The sequence below is a fragment of the Planktothrix rubescens CCAP 1459/22 genome (assembly GCA_904830895.1).
Classification (GTDB): Bacteria; Cyanobacteriota; Cyanobacteriia; order Cyanobacteriales; family Microcoleaceae; genus Planktothrix; species Planktothrix agardhii.
In genome coordinates this window covers 1,119,097-1,139,131 of the sequence record LR882958.1, presented here as the reverse complement: position 1 = coordinate 1,139,131, position 20,035 = coordinate 1,119,097, and the positions used below count along the sequence as shown (strand labels likewise).

The following is a 20,035-nucleotide window of genomic DNA, read 5'->3' as shown; positions in this document are numbered from 1 at the left end:
TATAATAGTTCTATAGTCCTAAACCTTTTTTACGCGCTAATAAGCCATCAACCCAGCGTTTTTCGTCAGTACCCGCCGGATAAAGGGCTGAAAATGATTGTGCTAGTTGCCAGAATTTAATATCTTTACCAATTGCTTCATCAACTAAAAAGCGTTTGAGTGCTTCACTCCGTCCAGAGTTAAATAACAGCATTGCTTGATGTACTTTATCGCAAATGGTTTCACCAATACGAGAAATTTTGACTTCCCCATGTTCGTCTTCAGGAAGTTCATCAAGTACGCCTATAAGAGTAAGTTGTTTATCACCTTTGGCTTTTTTCTTGGGAATATCGGGAATAATGCCTTCCTTACCAAATAGGTAAGCAGCACGTTCTTTAACAGGTAGCAGTCGGGCTTTATCGCCTTTAACTTCGACAAGATGAGTCAGGTTTTCCAGATGTGCGCCCAGTCCCTGAGCAATTTTACGGGCGGTATCATATTCAAGGCTAAAACCTGTTATTTTTGGTTTTTTGCTAGTATTTTCGTCGTCATCATCATCTTCGCCCCCCTCGCCATCTGGGAGAGGGGCTGGGGGTGAGGGTTCTCCGGCTGAAAGTGTCCATAGCCACATGGCAGTTAAACGGGCATCTTCTTCAAAGTTGGAGGTGTCTGCGTCTTTAAAGATGGTGCTGAGGGCTTCTTTGGAAATGGCTGCCCAGACATATTCGAGATATTCACGCAAGGGGACGATTTCACCGCTTGCTTTTTCAACACTGGAATAACGGGAGAAGATTTCCAGGGCGGGGCCTAAACAAGCAAAGATGGCATCAGCACCTACTACGCCTTGTTCGGTGAGGCGTGGCATCCATTCTTTAATCCGTAGCGGGAGTTCTTGTAAAATATTGCGCCAATCGCCTATTTCATTATTGCTGCGTGGGCGACAGACTAGGTGAACGGATGAGGCAAGGGCAGCAGAGTTCATGGCTCTAAGACGACTACCCATTTCAGTATCAATTGTCCAAGAGCCTGTAAAAATCCAACCTGCATCAATCATTGCTTGAAGTTGGGCTTCCCATCCTGCTGTTGATTTGTGGGCGAAAACGATTAAACCGATGCCATTAGGAGCAACAATTCGCCGACCTTCTGCCATTGCTTTTCCCATTGTGCGCTCGAAAAAGGCTTTATCTTTTCCTTTGACTTCATCAACAATGCACTCGTCATCTTTGGGTGTAAGTTTGTTAGAGAAATTTGCAGAAAGGTTAGGCGGTAGTGTGCGTTTTAGCCAAACATAAAAGAAGTCTGATAAATCGGCGTAGGGTACTGCATCGTAGTAGGGAGGATCTGTACAGATAAATTGGGCTGCATCGTCAGGAAGATAGAAAAGATTAGTAGCTGACGTTTGTTCTGTTTGTCCTTCTATTCCTTCAAGATGGGCATTTGATTTACAGACATCAAAAATCCATGCTAAAGCACCATCTAAGTCTCCTGATGCACCTGAGAAGGGATTAGCTTCCGAGAAATCCCATACCATCGGAATTGCTTGTCTGGCAAATAATCCTTCATTATTTTCACGAGATGTATGCCAACGAGAGAGAGAGGTTAAAGTATTTGCTTGTCTATCGACAGCTAAAGATAAACAAGTTTGAATTGCATTTGCTAGGTCTTTTTCCCTCACCCCTAGCCCCTCTCCCACAGGAGAGGGGGACTGGATATGGGATGGGGTTTCAGATGGGGTTTCAGATGGGGACAAGAGATGGGCGATCTCAGCTAAAATGTTTTCTAAATTGGTGAATATTTGTTCATTTTTGAAGCGTAGGACTTGAATGCTGTGTTCTTGCATCCAGCGATCGCGGTCTTGGTCACGCAATGCGGTTTGTTGGTGAATGCCTCCATCAAGTTCGATGACCAGCTTTAGTTCATGGCAATAAAAATCGGCAATATATTGACCAATGTTATGCTGCCTACGAAATTTCAGATTTAACAATCGGCGATCGCGCAGACATTCCCATAAAATCTCCTCAGCAGGTGTTTGTTGCTTTCGTAATTCTCTTGCCTTCTCTAGCAATACACGCGGAATTTGTCGCTTTGCGCCCACCAAAGCAGATAGATTACCCTCATCCCCCGACCCCTTCTCCCGCAGGAGAAGGGGAGAAGTTTCATTCCCTATCCTATTCCCTATCCTATCCCCTATCCTATTCCCTATCCTATCCCCTATCCTATCCCCTATCCTATCCCCATCTCCTACTATCATGTCCCCCTCTCCTATGGGAGAGGGGCTAGGGGTGAGGGTCTTCACCAGTCTTGTTAGTGTCACTAATGCCAGTAATTGTCTAGGGGTGAATAAATCGCCCCAGTGTTCCATGCCATAAAGTTGTACTCGAAAACCAAGTGAGCCTTGTGGTGGTAATGGTTCATTTGGAATCAAATCTAAACTTGTAAACTCTCTTAATGCTGTAACTGCTTTCTCATTTGCTTCTAAATCCTGTAAACTTGGCAACCGATAAAATCTTCCCTGTGTACTTGGCTTTAATAACACTACACAAAATAAACGAGCATCATTAGCTCCACCTTTTCTTATTTTTAGTTGCCTTCTTGTCGATACCACAGGAGTAGTAAAACCCGTTACAGGACAAGTTCCCGAACCCCTAGCCACCGTTCCCTTTTCAACTTCCTTCTCACTCTTAGGCTCAAAAATCTCCAACAAAGGACGGCGCACGTTGCGCGTTATCCCATCCGCATAAGTCACTTCTAACGTCTCAGTTTGCACAATACCCGAAGCATCCCTTACCCAGCGCAAAGCCCTATATCTCCCAGCCTTCTTCGCCAACCACAAAGAACGCATCAATGGCACTTCTACAGGAATCCCCGTACCATCATCAGGAGCTTCAGAAATAATCGTCCTCGCCCATAAATAAGCAATGGGGGTACTACCATCCTCATCTTTAGGATAAAACTCCCCTAACTCCTTCTCAGCCTCCTCCTTCACCCATTGCCCCCACTTCCGCACCTCATCCGCCAAACGTTGCCCATATTTGGGGATATATTCCAAAACCACCTTATTTAACAACACCGCCACCGGATTCAAGTCACTGGCAAACGCATCCGCCCCCACTCGTAAAGCCTCTAAGGGTATCGAACCACCACCCGCAAACGGGTCAACCACAAGGGGGCGCGTCCCCACTTCCCCACCTAACGCTTCATGGGCTGCTTGAGTCAAAGCCCTCGCTGTTTCCAGATAATCAGACTGAGTTGAATTATCCCAATTAGCAAAATCCGCAATAAAATCTAGCAATAAATAGCGCAAACTGTTTAAATGCTTTGGGTTTTGTGAATCTAGCTTGTTTTCAGGTTTAACTAATATTTTCCATTTACTCCAATTTTCTGGCGAACAGCATCCATCTGCGGCTGCTTTCTGAGCAAACTTAGTAATAATTTCTACCGCTTGATCTCGAAATCTTTGGGGACATAAACTATCAACCGGATCAATCCACAATGAAGCACAAATCACCGCCCGACAAGCTGCTAATGGTCGCCGCGCCCACCATATATGTAGAGTTGAAATATGTCCATGTCTAATGGATTTCTCCCGTCTGGCATGGGCAGAAATACGTTTAATAGGTAGGTCAACTTCGATTAGGCGTTTGGGATAGATCATAATTTAGGAGTTAGTAGATTTAATGGGATTCGGTTGATAAATATAAATTTTCACCCTTTAAAATTGTCACCAAAATACTCATTAAATCTTTTAGATCATCAGGTACACGGTATAAATGCAAATCTTGAATTACACTCTTAGTCTGACGATCTAACAAACCGAATTGCCAGACTTTACCAATTGATACAGCCCCATAAATATATCTTTGTCCATCTTCAATAATATGAGCTAATGCCACCATTTCTACGGCTAATTGCTTAAAGCCACGCTCTAAATTTTCATCTTTTGCCTCAATTACTAAAAATTGATGATTTACCTCACCATTAGATTTGATATTAGATTCAATTAAATAATCTAACTCTCCCTTCAATTGATTATTCACAGTTAAAGTATAAGCAACCTTCAAATAAGATTTGGTATAGTCAATTAAATCCATCAAAACCGGGGCAATTAAAAACTCACGCCTTGCCATTTCGTTGTCAAAAGTGATATAAGGTAAACTCTTGTTTAGTCTTTTTTCTAAAGCATCAAATTCTACTAAATCACAAACACTTTTCACAAAAGTTAATAATTTCATTTCAAAGGAATAACCAAAATAGTTGAGAATTTCTTCTGGATAAAAATTTAGCTTAAAGTAATCTGAAAAACTCAACGAATCTGGTAAGGTAATATTACGAATCATTACTATTTTCCTCCTGATTTTCAGTCGCCAGAATTAGATTTGCCCCAATTTGATAATGTTTCACTTTTACCACTGCTTCCCACTCTAATTGAGATGGGTCTTGAATGGGGTGAACTTCTGGCTTGGTTGCACAATTAAACACCACATACAACCAATAATCTTGTTTAAGACGCTCGGCGGTACGGTATTCATTATCACTTAAAGCGACCCGTCCAACCTGAGATCGCCCTTTAACCTCAATAAACTTGACTGAGATCGCCGTCTTGGGATCTTCAGGGTGAAGTTGGCGCGAAATCAAATCAAAACCACGATTTTCAGACTCTACAGTTTCCACTTGCCAACCCTGTGCTTCTTCATACGAGATCACCGCATTAACGGCAATGCGCTCAATTTCAGCATTACTAACCATTGCCGCCATATCAGGCGCGTGGCGCTCAGGATGAGGTAATACCCATGCCCTACCCTTTGGCTCAATAGCAGCTATCATACAGTTACGTTCCTGTGTTAATTCTATCCTGCGCCGATCCAATCTTGTATTTAATTCATCCAGACGATCTTCAGCTTGTTTCAAACGCCCATCTAAACCCGTTTCTTCTGACCCTGATTCCTTTTTATCAAATAATTCACCATATTGAATCTGTAAGCGATCGATAATTGCCAATAAACTAATTTCCGTATGGTCAGAGATTATTTTAATTTCTCGCTCTCTTTCCTGCTGCATTTCTGTTAAAAATCCGTTTAACTCAGATTCAATCAAAAACTGTTCAAGCTGTAGACTATCTGGTAAATTAAGATGATCAGGAAATTCACTTGTTTCCGTTGCAGGTATTAAGTCAAGAAAAATCGTTGGTTGTTTGAGCGATAAAGTTTGGTCTAATTCAGTTTGCACCACATATAAACGCTCATGGAGTTTATTGCCCCGTCCATCTTGAAATACCACCAAATAAACATCTAACCTTGCGGGTTGGGTGCGATGCAAGTCATAAAATACCGCGCCATGTTGCAAGTCTTGTTCTGTTTGTTTTAGTACCTCTTTTCGCACACACTCAAACAGAGGATGTCCTGGTGTCACCCATTCCACCGTAGGATCTAAATCGAGAACTTTTTTATCAAAAGCAATCTGTTTATATTCCCGTCCCAGTTTACCAAAACGCGATTCTTGATCATCCCCTGTTACCCAAAGATGGCGCGGGATACGTCCAATGCGATAGCTTTTGCCCATCTCCCCCCCTCGTCCTTTGGGATTCGGGTTAGAGGTGATAGCTTTAGGATGAATACCAACAATAGGAGATGCTTCAACAAAGAAATTTTCGACTACTTCAGGCACTAATCGCTTTTCCTTAGCATCAGTAGATCTGCCAATCAAATTGGATAAATTTAGTTCGCGTTTTGCTAGTCCCTCTAATGCCGATTTGGTAATTCTGCGAAAATGTTCCGTATCTACCTGACTGACAATCCGATCTTTAATTACATCTTCGGTGAGATTACGAGCATACATCTCCCTGAGCATTTTTTCAATTTGATTTGCCGGAAAAACATCGCCCAAAACATTGAAAACTTTTCCTGTATTTTCAGGATCAAGATCAGCCTCAATTTTTTGAAGACGTTCAAATAGTTTCCAAAATACGCTCCCTTCACGGGTATTTGTAGAAACAAAATTAAAAATCAAACAGTCTTTTTCCTGTCCATAACGATGAATTCTGCCCATGCGTTGTTCTAAACGAACAGGATTCCAAGGAATGTCATAGTTAATCATTAGCCAGCAAAACTGAAGGTTAATCCCCTCACCCGCCGCTTCCGTTGCTACTAATACTTGACAATCTTCTTTAAACTCACGCTCGGCATAAATGCGGGTATTGGGGGTATTGCGATCGCCTATATTCATCCCTCCATGAATTTGGGTAACACTCAAACCCCACTGTTTAAGCTTGCCTAGAGGACGTTCATTTTTACCATCACCTGCTAAAAAGTCAAGGGTATCCTTATGTTCAGTAAAAATCAGCAGCTTCATTTTGGGATCGTTAAAAAAGCCTTTTTCTACCAATAACTGCTTCAGTCGTTGTAATTTTGATTCAATTTCACGATGTTCTAAATCTTTCGCTAATTTAATCAGCTTATTAAGTATTCTGATTTCATCTTGTAAGGCAATCGGATCAATATTGGCTATTACATTTTCGAGATCACCTAAAATCTTTTCTTGAGCTTCTTCGGTTAGTTCGTCAAAATCATCAGGTAATTTCCGTTCAATTAATTCCTGACGGTATGCTGCTGGATTTTCGAGGATATACTTACGCTTTTCACACATCCGTTCCAGACTGCGGCGCACAGCATAAACACTTGAGGCAAAACGCCTCTGTAACATCGCCATCGTAAACCCTAAAGCTCGTCCACGATTGGAGTCATCCATTGCTGCCTTAATTGACTGATCTTCAACATAGCGTGTCAATTCATCGTAAAAATCTAGCTCATCGTTATTAATTTGAAAATCGGCAGTTTGGACAATGCGACGAGTAAAAAGCTTTTTTACTTCTCCAGTTTCCGGGTCAGGAAATGTGACCAGTGCTTCCTTAGTTCGACGTAGATAGAAAGGAGCATGATTACGTTTCATCGCCTCTTCTAAGCTGCTTACATCCCCATAAACATCACGATCCAGTAAGGCTAAAAACAAACAAAAGTTTTTCGGATCGCCCTTGTGGGGGGTAGCAGTCATCAGTAAATAGTGATCGGTCATTTCTGACAACTTCTCACCGAGTTGATAAGCTAGTGTTTTTTGATCAGAACTATAGGCACTCATCTTATGGGCTTCATCAACAATGATTAAATCCCAATGGCTACGCAACAGGCTTTCCTTAGCATCATCAACCCGCGAAATCCAAGAAACTGAAGTAACAACTTGATTTTTATCTTGCCAGGGATTTGCACCATAATTAGCACGCAGAATATCACCGCGCACTACTTCAAAATCTTCACGAAACTTGTCTTTCATTTCGCGTTGCCACTGAAATGTCAGGTTTGCAGGTGTAACAATCAGGACGCGCTTAACTAATCCTCTAGCCTTCAATTCTTTAAGTAGTAAACCTGCCATAATCGTTTTACCCGCACCTGGATCATCGGCCAATAAAAAACGGATTCGCGGTTGCTTCAAAAAATAGTCGTAAACGGCTTCAAGTTGGTGGGGTAGGGGATCAACTCGTGCAACGGTAAGGGCGAAAAATGGATCGTATTCATAAGCTAAACCTAAGCGCATTGCCTCAATCCCATAGCGAAACTTCTGGGCATCGCCATCAAAGGGTTCTTGTTCTGGGGTAGCTTCAAGCTGGGCAATCTGTTCAGAGGTTAAGAATGGTTGGTGTACTTGATTTGTATTAATTCCTTGCCCAAACAGTTTGACTCCATCCATCATCGGTTGGACAGTTATCACTTTTACTGGTTCAGAGAATATTGAACCGCGAATGATCATACCTTGCTTCAGTTGTTCTGGTTTCACTATCTCGCTCTACTTCACAAAATAAAAGGAAGATTACTTTGACACTCTCAGGTCTGAAGACGCGCTCGATTCTTGGTTCAACGAAACCACTTAATCAAAGTACCTTGCAGTGCTTTAACCAGAGGTGGGATTCTCCCCAAGCTAAAGAGCGGGTATGCCCTACCCTATTCGCATTAATGCGAGTTCTTTTTTGCTTAAAAACTGTTCGTCTAGCTCCCATGAATCTTTTACCAACTGCTGGGGGAAAACTAGAACTTTGCAGTAGAACCCTATAGATTCAATTGTCAAGGGCTCTCCTGAGCGCAGTCGAAGGGTTCAGCGTTTTGCCGTTAGGCGACTAGGTTTTTATACAGGTTGTTTACCTTTTCCTGTTACTGGATATATTAACATAGATTGAAGAAATATTCACGGGGGTTAAAACCCCCTGAGTCGCTTTTCATCTGGTGGTCTGAAGACACTGAGTTTTCAAGCTCCCAGACTTATGTTATAAAATCTTTATTGAAATTTTAACAACCCCAAAACATCGGCTGCTGAAATTTGCCAACTTTCTATCACACTGAGAACAGGTAAAATATCGGCATCATATTTAACTTCTGGTAATTGATTGGGTTGAAAAACCATCACAGATTTATCATCTGGGTCAATGAACCAACCTAACTTTGTTCCCTGTTTAAGAGAGAAAATAATCTTGTTAATCACGCGGTTAGGAGACTGTTCGGGGGAAAGAATTTCAATGATCCAATCTGGGGCAATTTCCACTCGGTTTGAAATTTCTCCATCTTCATCAACAGGAATGCGCGACCACTCGAATACGGCAATATCTGGGACAAGAGAACGCCCAGCAAACGTGCATCGTAATTCTGTAAGTCCATAAATTAATTGCTGCGGTTCGCCAACTTGATTAATAATGGTTACTAAGCGAGTTTGCAGAATACTGTGTTTTCCTTGGGGCATTGGTTTTTGATAAATTTGACCGTCAATGTACTCGCAAGCGGGTTTAGTTTCCGGCAATTGCAGGAACTCTTCTAGGGAAAAATTTGTAGTTAATTGAACTGATGTCATGGTAATCATTAATCCTTTGATTCAAATAATCCTAAAGAACAAATAATTTGAGGTTCTCGTTTTTCAGTTTCTTCTGCGATCGCCATTCTGAGTTAGTGATGCAGCAAAGCTAGACGGTGAAGTCTTTTCCTCCGGTGTTCCCTCCCCCCCAAGCCCCCGTGCACGGGGGGTTTGGGGGGGGGTGTTTGAATTCTTGGTAAGTTTCTTCGCTTTGAGCGATTTTAAATGTAAAAGATTCATGGCTTTGAGGAATAACATTGATATGGCTATCAGTCACCACTTGAGTAAGTAACTGAAAAACAGCTTTTTTCATAGGTGATGGAAAGGAGGCAAAAAAATTAATTGTTTCTGTTAATACTTCTTCTGTTGTTACCAATTGAATATTATTAAGATTGCGACTATAATCCCTAACGGACTGATGCCATGAGTCAGCCACATTAATTAAAGCGACCCAATAAAATGTATTGACAAAAAGAGTTTTCATAATTCTTGATGGAGGTTTTTAGACAGGTAAAAATCATGATTTTCCGCCCCGTCTTTTGGCAATTGACTTAAAACTTCTTCAGGAATATCTTTAATAATATCATCTGCTACTTCCCAAATGGGTTTATACGGTTTTTCTGTCGGTTTAACGGCTTGCTTAAGAGATCGAATGAAATCTAAGACCTCATCCAGTTGAGAACTAGGAATTTGTTCTAATTCCTGTAGAATTATTTCTTTGGTTGTCATAGTGTTTTTAGTAATTAATGTAAGTTAATTAGTGGGACTTAAACAAAAATAAGGGAAGAAATAGATGATAATGATTATGTAGCAAGCACATAACATTCAAGAATAACGAATGAAAGAGACAACCCCGGCAGCGATGCCCCCCTGCTTTGACCGATGGTGTCAAAGATTTGACGATATATTTGGTCATCTTGCCCAAAAACGGGAATTTAGGAACTATTTAGGGGGATTATTGGGAGAAAGTGAGCGAAAAAACCTGTCGCAAATGGCGAATAACTCCGTAGGAGTAGCTTACCACCGATTACACCACTTTTTAACCGAAGCTCCCTGGTTAGCAATGAAACTGAATCAGCGTCGCCTGGAGGTGATGAATCAGTGTAAGCAAACCCAGATTAGTCGGGGATTTGCCCTAATTATTGATGATTCAGGACATCGAAAAAGCGGGAACTTTACTGATGGAGTGGGACGACAATACATCGGAGAAATCGGAAAAACCGACAATGGAATCGTAGCAGTAACGAGCCATCTATACGATGGCAAAAAAAGCCTACCATTAGATATAGAATTATATCAAAAAGCCGAGTCATTACCGTCAGGAAAAGCTGACCCGGAATTTAAAAAGAAACCGGAAATAGCATTAGAATTAATAGAAAGGAGCTTAGAGAGAGGATATCAACCGGGAATTGTGCTAACAGATGCCGGGTATGGAAATAACACAAATTTTTTACAAGAGTTAGAGAAAAAAAGATTAAAATATATAGGGGGAGTCGCCAAGAATCGAAAGGTAATCCTCAAAAAGGGGGAAGATAAAACAGAGGAAACTCGATTAGATAATTTAGCCAAATCGTTGCCCCAAGGAGCTTTTAGTGAAATTCAACTCCAACTAGAAAAACCCAGAACTGTGTGGGTAGCAACAAAAGAAATTGAATTATCAAAGTATGCAGGGAAGAAAGTAATAGCCATCGTCATGAATGCTGCCACTTTCGACCAAGCCAGTGATATTGATTATTTAATGACTAATGTTGAGGCATCAAAAGCCACAGGAGAATGGATAGTAACGACCTATTCACAAAGAAATTGGATAGAAGTTTTTTACAGGGAAGCTAAGGGTTGGTTGGGGCTGAAAGAATATCAAGTCCGAGATAAAAGAAGTCTAATCAGACATTGGATTTTGGTATTTTGTGCCTATACTTTTATTCTCTGGCATAGTTTAACTGGAGGGTTAAGACGTCGATGGGCTAACAAACCTTTAAACACATTTGCTGATGCCCTTGAAGCCTTCCGCACAGCGATTTCCTTTCGATTTGTGGAGTGGCTCCAGAATAATAGGGATGTATTTGCAGCCTACAAAGCAAGTTTAGGCTTGATTTGGGCTTGATTTTTGTTTAAGTCCCATTAGACCATCTTAGTAAATTGTATCAGATGCGATCGCATTCCAACACATGAACCCAGTCAGAAAAGCGATCACCTTTTTTTTAAAGGAGCGATCACGCTATGATTATGGACTCAAAAGCAGGCTGCTGTATTTTTTGGCGAAACTCAACCTCGGATTAGCGATTTGATCAACGGTGATATCGAAAGATTTAGTATTAATAAATTAGTAATAATGATAGCTCAAGCGGGTATGGATATTCACGTTGAGGTAAATATAAAAGTAGCCTAAAAGTGTTTTGAATTCGTCAGTTGAGATATTTTTCTGCAACTACCCCGGCAAAATCAAATCCCTTTCAGTTAGAATAGGATCTCAATTGATCAACAGCGTTACAATTAATCAATAAGCGTTGATGAGAAAACGATTTTGAACGAGTCCGTGCTACCGACAAACCCCTACCAATTCGATACTATAGAAGCCGCCCTAGCCGATCTCAAAGCCGGGCGCTGTGTTGTCGTGGTGGATGATGAACACCGCGAAAACGAAGGCGACTTAATTTGTGCCGCCCAATTTGCTACCCCCGATATGATTAACTTCATGGCGGTGTACGCCCGGGGATTAATTTGTTTGGCCCTAACTGGAGAGCGTCTGGATCAGTTAGACTTGCCCTTAATGGTGACAAAAAACACCGACGCCAACCAAACCGCCTTCACCGTTAGTATTGACGCCTCCCCTCAAATGGGCGTTTCTACGGGAATTTCCGCCGATGACCGCGCCCGCACCATTCAAATAACTATTAACCCAGCGACTCGTCCCGAAGATTTACGACGTCCGGGCCATATTTTCCCCCTGCGGGCTAAAGATGGCGGGGTATTAAAACGAGCCGGACATACGGAAGCCGCCGTGGATTTATCTCGGTTAGCGGGGTTATATCCTGGGGGGGTGATTTGTGAAATTCAAAATCCCGATGGGTCAATGGCGCGACTTCCCGAATTAATTGAATATGCTAAAGTTCACCATTTAAAATTAATTACAATTGCGGATTTAATTAGTTATCGCCTCCAACATGACCGTTTTGTGTATCGAGAAACCGTGGCTCAATTACCGACACAATTTGGGGATTTTAAAATTTATGCCTATCGTAATTCCTTAGATAATACGGAACATATTGCATTAGTTAAAGGTGATCTGGAAAAATTAAAAGAAATGCCAGTAATGGTGCGGGTTCACTCCGAATGTTTAACTGGAGATTCCTTCGGATCTTTGCGTTGTGACTGTCGAATGCAGTTACAAACAGCGATGAAAATGATTGATTATGCCGGATCAGGAGTGATTATTTATCTCCGCCAAGAAGGACGCGGTATTGGATTAATTAATAAGATTAAAGCCTATTCTTTGCAGGATATTGGATTTGATACCGTTGAAGCTAATGAAAGATTAGGTTTTGCTCCTGACTTACGGGATTATGGCATGGGGGCGCAAATGCTGAATGATTTAGGGGTGCGTAAAATTCGTTTAATTACTAATAATCCCCGTAAAATTGCCGGGTTAAAAGGCTATGGGATTGAAATTGTGGATCGGGTTCCCTTAATTATTGAAGCCACGGATTATAATACGGTTTATTTGGCGACAAAAGCAGAAAAATTAGGGCATTTATTATTACAAACCTACTTAATTACTGTGGCTATTAATTGGGATAAATCCCAACCTTTAGTTAAAAATCCAGAAGCAGAATATATGGAGTCAAAACGCAATAAAACCTCAATTCTCAGCAGTTATGAACGGTTAGAAAAGTTGAGATTTTTAGCTAAAACCAATGATTTACTATTACAAGAAGAAGCTCGACCCGTAACAACCGCTTTATTTGATCAAGCACAATTAATTGTTAATTTAGGCTTTGATCAAGCCGGAGTCGCCGATCCCCATTGGTATCAACAACTAGATCATCCCTACCTAAAAGCCATTACCCAAATTTTAGATCAAATTACCCAATGGCCCCATCTCCAAAAACTACAATTTATCATTTCTTCCGGGGTTGATCCCCTAACCAATTTACAGGTACAACTCCATCGGGAACAATTTCCCCTGACTCAACTTCCTTCTTCCATTTGTCAACAATTACAACCCCAAACCATTTATAGTTTTTCATCCTAAATAATAGGAAAAAATAAACAAATATCAAAAAATCCCCCGTTGTTGGGCTTTAGCCCATCCTGTTAGGGCTAAAGCCCAACAACGAAGTTCTTTCAATCTCTTGACGAAAAACAATAAACATTCTTATTGTAAAATGTAAGTTGTAATTAATTTTATGGCAAAATGTTGAAGTATGAACAATACAACAACCAGCTATAAACCCCCAATGCGTAACCAAAGTTACCCATTGCTCACCCCCAAAAAACTTCACTATGACTACTGAAAAACCTCTAGGTTCTGTCATTCAAGGTTCCCTGACCAAAGGTTTAGAAGTTCGCTTACATCCCGATGTGTCTGTAGAAGAAATGCGGGTAGGAAAATTTTTAGTCGTGCGAGGAAAGCGATCGCATTTTTTCTGTTTATTAACTGATGTCTCTTTAGGAACATCCAGCTTGCGAATTATCGCCAACCCACCTCACCCCGATGATGATTTTTTACAAGCAATTTTAGCCGGAAATAGCACCTACGGAACTATTGAACTCAGCCCGATGTTGATGTTAAGTCGGGAAGTCTCAGAACGAGAAGAAGAAATTATTCGTGTTATCGCCCAACAAGAAAAAACCGTAGGGGCGAGGTCTTCTCGCCCTCTTAATAATGGAAAATCTGCGATCGCTTCATTCCAAACCCAAACCAATAACACCGAAATTGAACTCTTACCAGTAAAAACCATTCCCGTACATTTTTCCCAGGTTTATGAAGCCAGTGAACGGGATTTTAGAATCATTTTTGGTTGGGAAGATGACCCCACTCGGCGCAATTTTGCCATCGGTAAACCCCTGGATATGGATGTGCCAGTTTGTTTAGATTTAGATCGGTTTGTAGAACGCAGTAATGGAGTTTTCGGAAAATCGGGAACCGGAAAATCCTTTTTAACCCGGTTATTATTATCGGGAATTATTAAGAAGAAAGCCGCCGTTAATTTAATCTTTGATATGCACTCAGAATACGGCTGGGAAGCGGTATCGGAGGGCAAACAATTTAGTACGGTTAAAGGGTTAAGACAACTGTTTCCTGGTCAAGTAGAAGTCTATACGCTTGATCCTGAATCTAGCCGACGCCGAGGGATTAAAGATGCACAGGAATTATATCTAAGCTATGCTCAAATTGAGGTAGAAGATATTATGTTAGTGCAACGGGAATTAAATCTTTCCGAAGCTAGTATTGATAATGCTAATATTCTCCGTAGTGAATTTGGCTCATCTTGGATTTCTCAATTGTTATCCATGACTAACGAAGAAATTCAACTATTTTGTGATGAACGCCGGGGACATAAAGGTTCAATTATGGCGCTCCAACGGAAATTACTACGGATGGATAATTTAAAATATATGCGTCCTACTTGTCCGTTTAATTATGTCGATAGAATATTACAATCTTTGGACGCGGGAAAAAATGTTGTAGTGGAGTTTGGATCGCAATCAGATATGCTATCCTATATGTTAGTAACTAATATGATCACTCGTCGTATTCATCACGCCTATGTGAAAAAAGCCGAGAATTTTTTAGCCTCTAAAAATCCCGTAGACCGTCCGACACAATTAGTAATTACTATTGAAGAAGCTCACCGTTTTTTAGATCCAGCTATTGTACGTTCTACTATTTTTGGAACTATTGCGCGAGAGATGCGAAAATATTTTGTGACTCTATTAATTGTTGATCAACGTCCCTCTGGTATTGATGCGGAAGTCATGTCTCAAGTTGGAACCAGAATTACAGCTTTATTAAACGATGATAAAGATATTGATGCAATTTTTACCGGGGTTTCTGGGGGACAAAGCTTGCGGTCGGTGTTATCAAAATTAGATTCCAAACAACAAGCATTAGTCTTAGGTCATGCTGTCCCGATGCCCGTTGTAGTTCGCACCCGTCCCTATGATCAAACATTCTATGAAGAAATTGGAGAAACGGACTGGACACAACAATCCGATGAAAAGGTATTAAAAGCGGCGGCTTTAGCTAAGGATGATTTAGGATTTTAAAATTTAGTATCCCAAAATTAAGATGATTTTAATATTTCCTATTGAAAAATAAAACCTTATAGCTTATAGTGTTATTATACAAAAAAACAGTTCATATTTTCTCTGTTTTATACCGTCGGTTTTGATACTCGAAAAGATGCTAATAATATCGGGGCAGTTTTAGCTTATAATCCCCTAACAGGTGTTCCTATTCCTAATCCTAATAACCCCAATTCTAATATCTTTGTTGGCCCAGATTCCCGCTTAAATCGACCCATTGGGATTACTTCTTATACGCCGCCTCTATTTAGCGGTAGTCAATTTAATGAAACTTTTTCAGTAATCAGTCCCAATCTCGCTGTAGTCTAATTTATTGGCTGTCAAAATTTGTTTGCATGGGCATGGGAGAACCCATACACCCTGAAACCGATACCTGAAAGTTCGGTTATTACTCAATTACTACAGTTGTACTATCAAAACAATCAGGGCATGATGAAAATATGTTAATAAAATTGGCTACGATGGGAGGTTGCGCCATGAAACCCTTGACTTTTAACCCTAGTTATATGTCATAATCCTGTCAGGACGTTTATTAGCCCTAGGCTCTGGAGAGGAATCCTCTATTCAATCCTAACGAAAAATCAAGATAGGACAGAATTAGTCTTTACGGAGACAGACAGAATTCGGAATCCTTCCCAGAATCAAAGTGCGGGGGAGCCTTTGTTGTCGATTCCGGTATAAGTTCCTGTAGAGAGATGAAAAAAATTTGCTGCCCCTGTAAATTCTGTTTTTAGGAGTGTAATTCATAGTCATGCCAACTGTCAATACTACATACAAAGAGCAAGTGGCTTCCAGAAGCACTCGACCTGCAACTACCGACGCAGTTCGTACCTATTTGCATGAAATTGGGCGCGTTCCCTTACTGACCCGAGAACAGGAGATTACCTACGGTAAGCAGGTACAGACCATGATGCAACAGTTGGAAGCGAAAAATACTCTCGCAGAACAACTGGGTCGGGAACCGAGTCAGCAAGAGTGGTCTGATGCGGTAGAAATGAGTCAAGATGAACTTCAAACCATCTTGAAGCAAGGACGTCGGGCTAAGGGAAAAATGATCGAGGCCAACCTGCGTTTAGTGGTCTCCATTGCTAAGAAATATCAAAAACGCAACATGGAATTTTTGGATTTAATCCAAGAAGGAACCCTGGGTTTAGAACGGGGTGTGGAAAAATTTGATCCCATGCGGGGATATAAATTCTCGACCTATGCTTACTGGTGGATTCGTCAAGCTATTACCCGCGCCATTGCCCAAACTTCTCGCACCATTCGTCTGCCGATCCATATTACCGAAAAACTGAACAAAATTAAAAAAGTTCAACGGGAGTTAGTACAGAAATTAGGCCGCAACGCCACTCCGGGGGAGATTGCTCAGGCGTTAGAGTTAGACCCGGCTCAAATTCGGGATTATCTGTTGGCGTCTCGTCATCCGGTTTCTTTGGATTTGCGGGTGGGGGATAATCAAGATACGGAATTGCAAGATCTCCTCGAAGATCATAATACCTCCGCCGATGCTTTTGTCACCCAAGAGTTACTGCGTCAGGACTTGAAAAATTTACTGGCGGACTTAACAGCCCAACAACGGGAAGTTATTACCCTGCGCTACGGGTTGGAAGATGGTAAGGAGATGTCCCTGTCTAAAGTGGGGGTGCAAATGAGCATCAGTCGTGAACGGGTTCGTCAACTGGAAAGCCAAGCGTTGAACCACCTGCGCCGTCGTAAAGCTCAAGTTCGAGAATATTTAGCTAGTTAGTCATTAGTTAAAAAAAACACCTGTAGGGGTTGGGTTTCCCAATCCCTATTTTTTTATATAGCAGTAATTCAAACAGTTAGGATATTAACAATAACGTCAAACCCATTACCGATCACGGATTTAAGCGGATGACGCAGATTAACACAAATTAAAATCCGTGAAATCCGTGAAATCCTCTGAAATCCGTGATCCCCATTACCCATTACCCAACATCCTACCAAGTCGGATCACTATAAATATTAATAGTCATTTCAGTTTTTCCGGGGGGAACAGCAGAAATACAAGCACAGATAAAATTATCTTCGTCTATTTCCACTTCACAAGCATGACAAGACCCCATTAAACACCCGGTAGGAATCACCACACCTGCCCGTTTTGCGACGTCTAATAAGGGTTCTCCTGGTTCGGCTTCAATAGTAACTTCGTCGGGTAAAAAATGTATTTTCATAATTAGTTTTAACCGCTAAAAATCAGATTTTTAAACTTAACCCAGAATAGATTTAAGATCCAAATGAGCTTCTACCGTATCTGCTAATACATCTAATAATATTTCTCGCTGTTCTCGATAATTAGCAATACCAGTAGGTAAAGGATTTAAACCCCTGGCTTTTCGCAGATGATTTAGCCAAGTTCGTCTCCAAGATCCATTATCAAAAATTCCATGTAAATAATGCCCCCAAATAGATTTTTGACCATTGACATATCCTAAATTTTGGTCATCAAATAAAGGAAAAATATCATTAGCATCTAAGAGTTGAGTTCGTCCCTGATGAATTTCATAGCCTTCAACGGGTAAATTTTTCTGGGGATAATTAGAAGTTACTAACCGTTGACGGGAGGTTTTTTGATTAGAAATTACTGTTTTTAGAGCTAATAATCCTAACCCTTCATAATCTCCTTGCTCGCCTTCTAAACCATAGGGATCAGATACAACTTTTCCTAACATTTGATAACCGCCACAAATTCCCATAACTTGACCCCCGGCTTGTATATAATTTTTAATTTGATCAGCCATTCCCGATTCTTTTAATACTTGCAAATCTGATATAGTAGTTTTAGAACCGGGAAGAATTACAGCATCGGGATGTCCTAAATATTCAGCCGGGTTAACATACTTAATACTAACCGTTGATTCCGAATCCAAAGGATCAAAATCGGTGAAATTAGAAATGCGAGGAAAACGGATCACGGCAATGGTTAATTCCGTTTGGGGAGAACTAGAAGGACGATCTAATAAACTTAAAGAATCCTCTGCGGGAAACGGATTATCAATCCAAGGAATCACCGCAACTACCGGAATTTTTGTATATTCCTCTAACCAGATAATCCCAGATTCTAAGAGCGATCGCTGTCCCCTAAATTTATTGATCACAATACCGCAAATTAACGCCCGTTCATCGGGTTCTAATAATTGTAAAGTTCCCACAACATGGGCAAAGGCGCCACCCCGATCAATATCAACTACTAATAAGGTTTTCGCATTTAAGTATTTAGCCACCCGCATATTAGTTAAATCTCGATGTTTGAGATTAATTTCCGCCGGACTTCCCGCACCTTCACAAACTAAAATATCAAATTCTTGAGTTAAATAATCTAAACATTCGGTAATTGCTTTCCAACCCCGATCAAAATATTGTTCATAATAATCACTAGCTTTTACCACCCCCACAGGGTTACCTTTCAAAATCACCTGAGAGGTCATATTCCCTTGGGGTTTCAATAAAATCGGATTCATTGTCACCGAAGGAGTAACTCCCGCCGCCCAAGCCTGCACCGCCTGAGCATAACCTATTTCTGACCCCCCTGGAGAAACATAGGAATTGAGGGCCATATTTTGTCCCTTAAACGGTGCAACTCGCACCCCGCGACGATGTAGAATTCGACAAATAGCCGTAACCATCATCGACTTTCCGGCGTGGGAAGTCGTTCCCACAATCATAATTGCTTTCATATAATCACTCTTAAGGCAGAACAATATTTTAATCGGTCAGGGTGAGGTTACAAACCTTCAACTCGACCCGGGCAACGGTATGGGATGATAGTTGAGAAATGAAGAACGGTTTTAATATGGCTCCTCAACTGCGTATTTATGTCCCACCCCATCCCCTGATTAAACATTGGTTAGGGGTTGCTCGTGACCAGGCGACGCCTCCGGGTTTGTTTCGGACGGCGATGACGGAGTTAGGACGTTGGCTGACCTATGAAGCGGCGAGGGACTGGTTACCGACCCTGGAAACAACGGTACAATCACCCTTAGCCGAATGTAATGCAACTTTTGTTAATCCTGAAGTTCCCCTAATTGTAATTCCAATATTACGGGCGGGTTTAGCCTTAATGGAGGGAATTCAAAGCGTTGTACCTCTATCTTCGGTATATCATTTAGGCATGGTACGCAACGAAGAAACCCTAGAGCCTACTTGCTACTTAAATAAATTACCCGCCCAATTTGACCCCCAAACCCGGGTGATCATCAGTGAACCCATGTTAGCAACCGGGGGAACAATTATGGCGGTGATGGCCGAACTTACCCAACGTCATCTTGACCCGGCTTTAATTAGAATTATTTCCATTGTCGCCGCCCCCCCAGCGTTACAAAAGTTAAGTCAAGCCTATCCCAGTTTGCAAGTATATACCGCTATTATTGATTCGGAAGTTAATGCACAGGGATTCATTATACCAGGATTAGGGGATGCGGGCGATCGCACCTTTGGCACCTTCGACCGTCCGCCTACCCAATCGGAGTAAAATCAAGCTATTCTGACATAGTGGTTAAATTATGGGTAATCGAGACGGCTTTACGAGTGGATTCTTCCTCGGTGCAACGTTAGGAGGTTTGGTTGGGGGGGTATTAGGGGTGGTACTTGCCAACCGCATCAGTAATCAAGATCGGGTTGAACCTCTGTTAGAAGCACAGGGAAAATCGGGGAAGGCGACTAAATTGACGGGGGAAAATATGGAAACTTCCCGGTTGGGTTTGGAGGATAAAATAGCTCAACTAAATCAAGCCATTGATGATGTTCGTCAACAGTTAGGCAGTGTCAATGGCAATGGTGGGTCGGAAACCGAAAATTAATTGATTCTAGCTGCTGGTTTGAATCTATCCCCTGGTTT

General features: G+C 41.4%; 14 protein-coding genes and 1 pseudogene. 7 read left to right on the top strand and 8 right to left on the bottom strand.

Annotation, left to right across the window (positions count from 1 at the left end):
* Positions 1 to 10 precede the first annotated feature (10 nt).
* The 6 genes from NMG86_RS05310 to NMG86_RS05285 form a co-directional block, all read right to left on the bottom strand.
* A complete protein-coding gene (locus NMG86_RS05310; protein ID WP_052347377.1) occupies positions 11 to 3,634 on the bottom strand; it encodes a DUF559 domain-containing protein in 3,624 nt (1,207 codons plus the stop codon).
* Between the two features lie 19 nt (positions 3,635 to 3,653).
* On the bottom strand, positions 3,654 to 4,316 hold the full coding sequence (locus tag NMG86_RS05305) for a hypothetical protein (protein ID WP_026798704.1): 663 nt from the start codon (positions 4,314 to 4,316) through the stop codon (positions 3,654 to 3,656).
* Positions 4,306 to 7,803, bottom strand: coding sequence for a helicase-related protein (locus NMG86_RS05300; RefSeq protein ID WP_026797169.1), 3,498 nt, complete (start codon positions 7,801 to 7,803; stop codon positions 4,306 to 4,308). Before NMG86_RS05300 ends, NMG86_RS05305 begins: the two co-directional genes overlap by 11 nt.
* Positions 7,804 to 8,298: 495 nt before the next feature.
* The gene (locus NMG86_RS05295; RefSeq protein ID WP_026788980.1) at positions 8,299 to 8,865 is read right to left on the bottom strand and encodes a Uma2 family endonuclease; all 567 of its coding nucleotides are present in this window, start codon (positions 8,863 to 8,865) and stop codon (positions 8,299 to 8,301) included.
* Between the two features lie 109 nt (positions 8,866 to 8,974).
* On the bottom strand, positions 8,975 to 9,349 hold the full coding sequence (locus NMG86_RS05290) for a type II toxin-antitoxin system VapC family toxin (protein WP_051319524.1): 375 nt from the start codon (positions 9,347 to 9,349) through the stop codon (positions 8,975 to 8,977).
* Positions 9,346 to 9,594: a hypothetical protein gene (locus NMG86_RS05285; protein WP_026788979.1), complete on the bottom strand. Its 249-nt coding sequence runs from the start codon at positions 9,592 to 9,594 to the stop codon at positions 9,346 to 9,348. The genes NMG86_RS05290 and NMG86_RS05285 overlap by 4 nt, the downstream gene beginning before the upstream one ends.
* Positions 9,595 to 9,703: 109 nt before the next feature.
* Between NMG86_RS05285 and NMG86_RS05280 the strand changes: the two genes are divergently transcribed.
* The 5 genes and pseudogenes from NMG86_RS05280 (at position 9,704) to NMG86_RS05260 (ending at position 16,924) form a co-directional block, all read left to right on the top strand.
* Complete coding sequence (locus tag NMG86_RS05280) at positions 9,704 to 10,969, top strand: IS701 family transposase (protein ID WP_026796362.1); 1,266 nt, start codon at positions 9,704 to 9,706, stop codon at positions 10,967 to 10,969.
* A 135-nt stretch (positions 10,970 to 11,104) separates the two neighbouring features.
* A pseudogene (locus NMG86_RS05275) lies at positions 11,105 to 11,254 on the top strand (XRE family transcriptional regulator); the annotation flags it as partial.
* A gap of 135 nt (positions 11,255 to 11,389) precedes the next feature.
* Positions 11,390 to 13,117, top strand: a complete 1,728-nt coding sequence (ribBA, locus tag NMG86_RS05270; RefSeq protein ID WP_233422951.1) for a bifunctional 3,4-dihydroxy-2-butanone-4-phosphate synthase/GTP cyclohydrolase II — start codon at positions 11,390 to 11,392, stop codon at positions 13,115 to 13,117.
* A gap of 251 nt (positions 13,118 to 13,368) precedes the next feature.
* Positions 13,369 to 15,135: a helicase HerA domain-containing protein gene (locus NMG86_RS05265; RefSeq protein ID WP_026794462.1), complete on the top strand. Its 1,767-nt coding sequence runs from the start codon at positions 13,369 to 13,371 to the stop codon at positions 15,133 to 15,135.
* Positions 15,136 to 15,925: 790 nt separating this feature from the next.
* Entirely contained in the window at positions 15,926 to 16,924 is a 999-nt protein-coding gene (locus NMG86_RS05260; protein WP_036842253.1) for an RNA polymerase sigma factor, RpoD/SigA family, read from the top strand.
* A 214-nt stretch (positions 16,925 to 17,138) separates the two neighbouring features.
* Here NMG86_RS05260 and NMG86_RS05255 read toward each other — a convergent pair whose 3' ends face one another.
* Positions 17,139 to 17,372, bottom strand: a complete 234-nt coding sequence (locus NMG86_RS05255) for a 2Fe-2S iron-sulfur cluster-binding protein (RefSeq protein ID WP_026788975.1) — start codon at positions 17,370 to 17,372, stop codon at positions 17,139 to 17,141.
* Positions 17,373 to 17,408: 36 nt separating this feature from the next.
* Positions 17,409 to 18,875 carry a cobyric acid synthase CobQ gene (gene cobQ / locus NMG86_RS05250; RefSeq protein ID WP_026788974.1) on the bottom strand — a complete coding sequence of 489 codons (1,467 nt, stop codon included), beginning with the start codon at positions 18,873 to 18,875 and terminating at the stop codon, positions 17,409 to 17,411.
* Positions 18,876 to 18,991: 116 nt separating this feature from the next.
* On the opposite strand from cobQ, the gene upp reads away from it, so the two are divergent.
* Complete coding sequence (gene upp / locus NMG86_RS05245; protein WP_026788973.1) at positions 18,992 to 19,669, top strand: uracil phosphoribosyltransferase; 678 nt, start codon at positions 18,992 to 18,994, stop codon at positions 19,667 to 19,669.
* Positions 19,670 to 19,700: 31 nt separating this feature from the next.
* The gene (locus NMG86_RS05240) at positions 19,701 to 19,997 is read left to right on the top strand and encodes a ssl2009 family thylakoid membrane protein (RefSeq protein ID WP_026788972.1); all 297 of its coding nucleotides are present in this window, start codon (positions 19,701 to 19,703) and stop codon (positions 19,995 to 19,997) included.
* Positions 19,998 to 20,035 lie beyond the last annotated feature (38 nt).

What these genes read in the sequence shown, in the direction of transcription:
- NMG86_RS05310 (WP_052347377.1), bottom strand. Translation starts at nt 3,634, where the DNA reads ATGATCTATCCCAAACGCCTAATCGAAGTTGACCTACCTATTAAACGT.
- NMG86_RS05305 (WP_026798704.1), bottom strand. Translation starts at nt 4,316, where the DNA reads ATGATTCGTAATATTACCTTACCAGATTCGTTGAGTTTTTCAGATTAC.
- NMG86_RS05295 (WP_026788980.1), bottom strand. Translation starts at nt 8,865, where the DNA reads ATGACATCAGTTCAATTAACTACAAATTTTTCCCTAGAAGAGTTCCTG.
- NMG86_RS05290 (WP_051319524.1), bottom strand. Translation starts at nt 9,349, where the DNA reads ATGAAAACTCTTTTTGTCAATACATTTTATTGGGTCGCTTTAATTAAT.
- NMG86_RS05285 (WP_026788979.1), bottom strand. Translation starts at nt 9,594, where the DNA reads ATGACAACCAAAGAAATAATTCTACAGGAATTAGAACAAATTCCTAGT.
- NMG86_RS05280 (WP_026796362.1), top strand. Translation starts at nt 9,704, where the DNA reads ATGAAAGAGACAACCCCGGCAGCGATGCCCCCCTGCTTTGACCGATGG.
- NMG86_RS05265 (WP_026794462.1), top strand. Translation starts at nt 13,369, where the DNA reads ATGACTACTGAAAAACCTCTAGGTTCTGTCATTCAAGGTTCCCTGACC.
- NMG86_RS05260 (WP_036842253.1), top strand. Translation starts at nt 15,926, where the DNA reads ATGCCAACTGTCAATACTACATACAAAGAGCAAGTGGCTTCCAGAAGC.
- NMG86_RS05255 (WP_026788975.1), bottom strand. Translation starts at nt 17,372, where the DNA reads ATGAAAATACATTTTTTACCCGACGAAGTTACTATTGAAGCCGAACCA.
- cobQ (WP_026788974.1), bottom strand. Translation starts at nt 18,875, where the DNA reads ATGAAAGCAATTATGATTGTGGGAACGACTTCCCACGCCGGAAAGTCG.
- upp (WP_026788973.1), top strand. Translation starts at nt 18,992, where the DNA reads ATGGCTCCTCAACTGCGTATTTATGTCCCACCCCATCCCCTGATTAAA.
- NMG86_RS05240 (WP_026788972.1), top strand. Translation starts at nt 19,701, where the DNA reads ATGGGTAATCGAGACGGCTTTACGAGTGGATTCTTCCTCGGTGCAACG.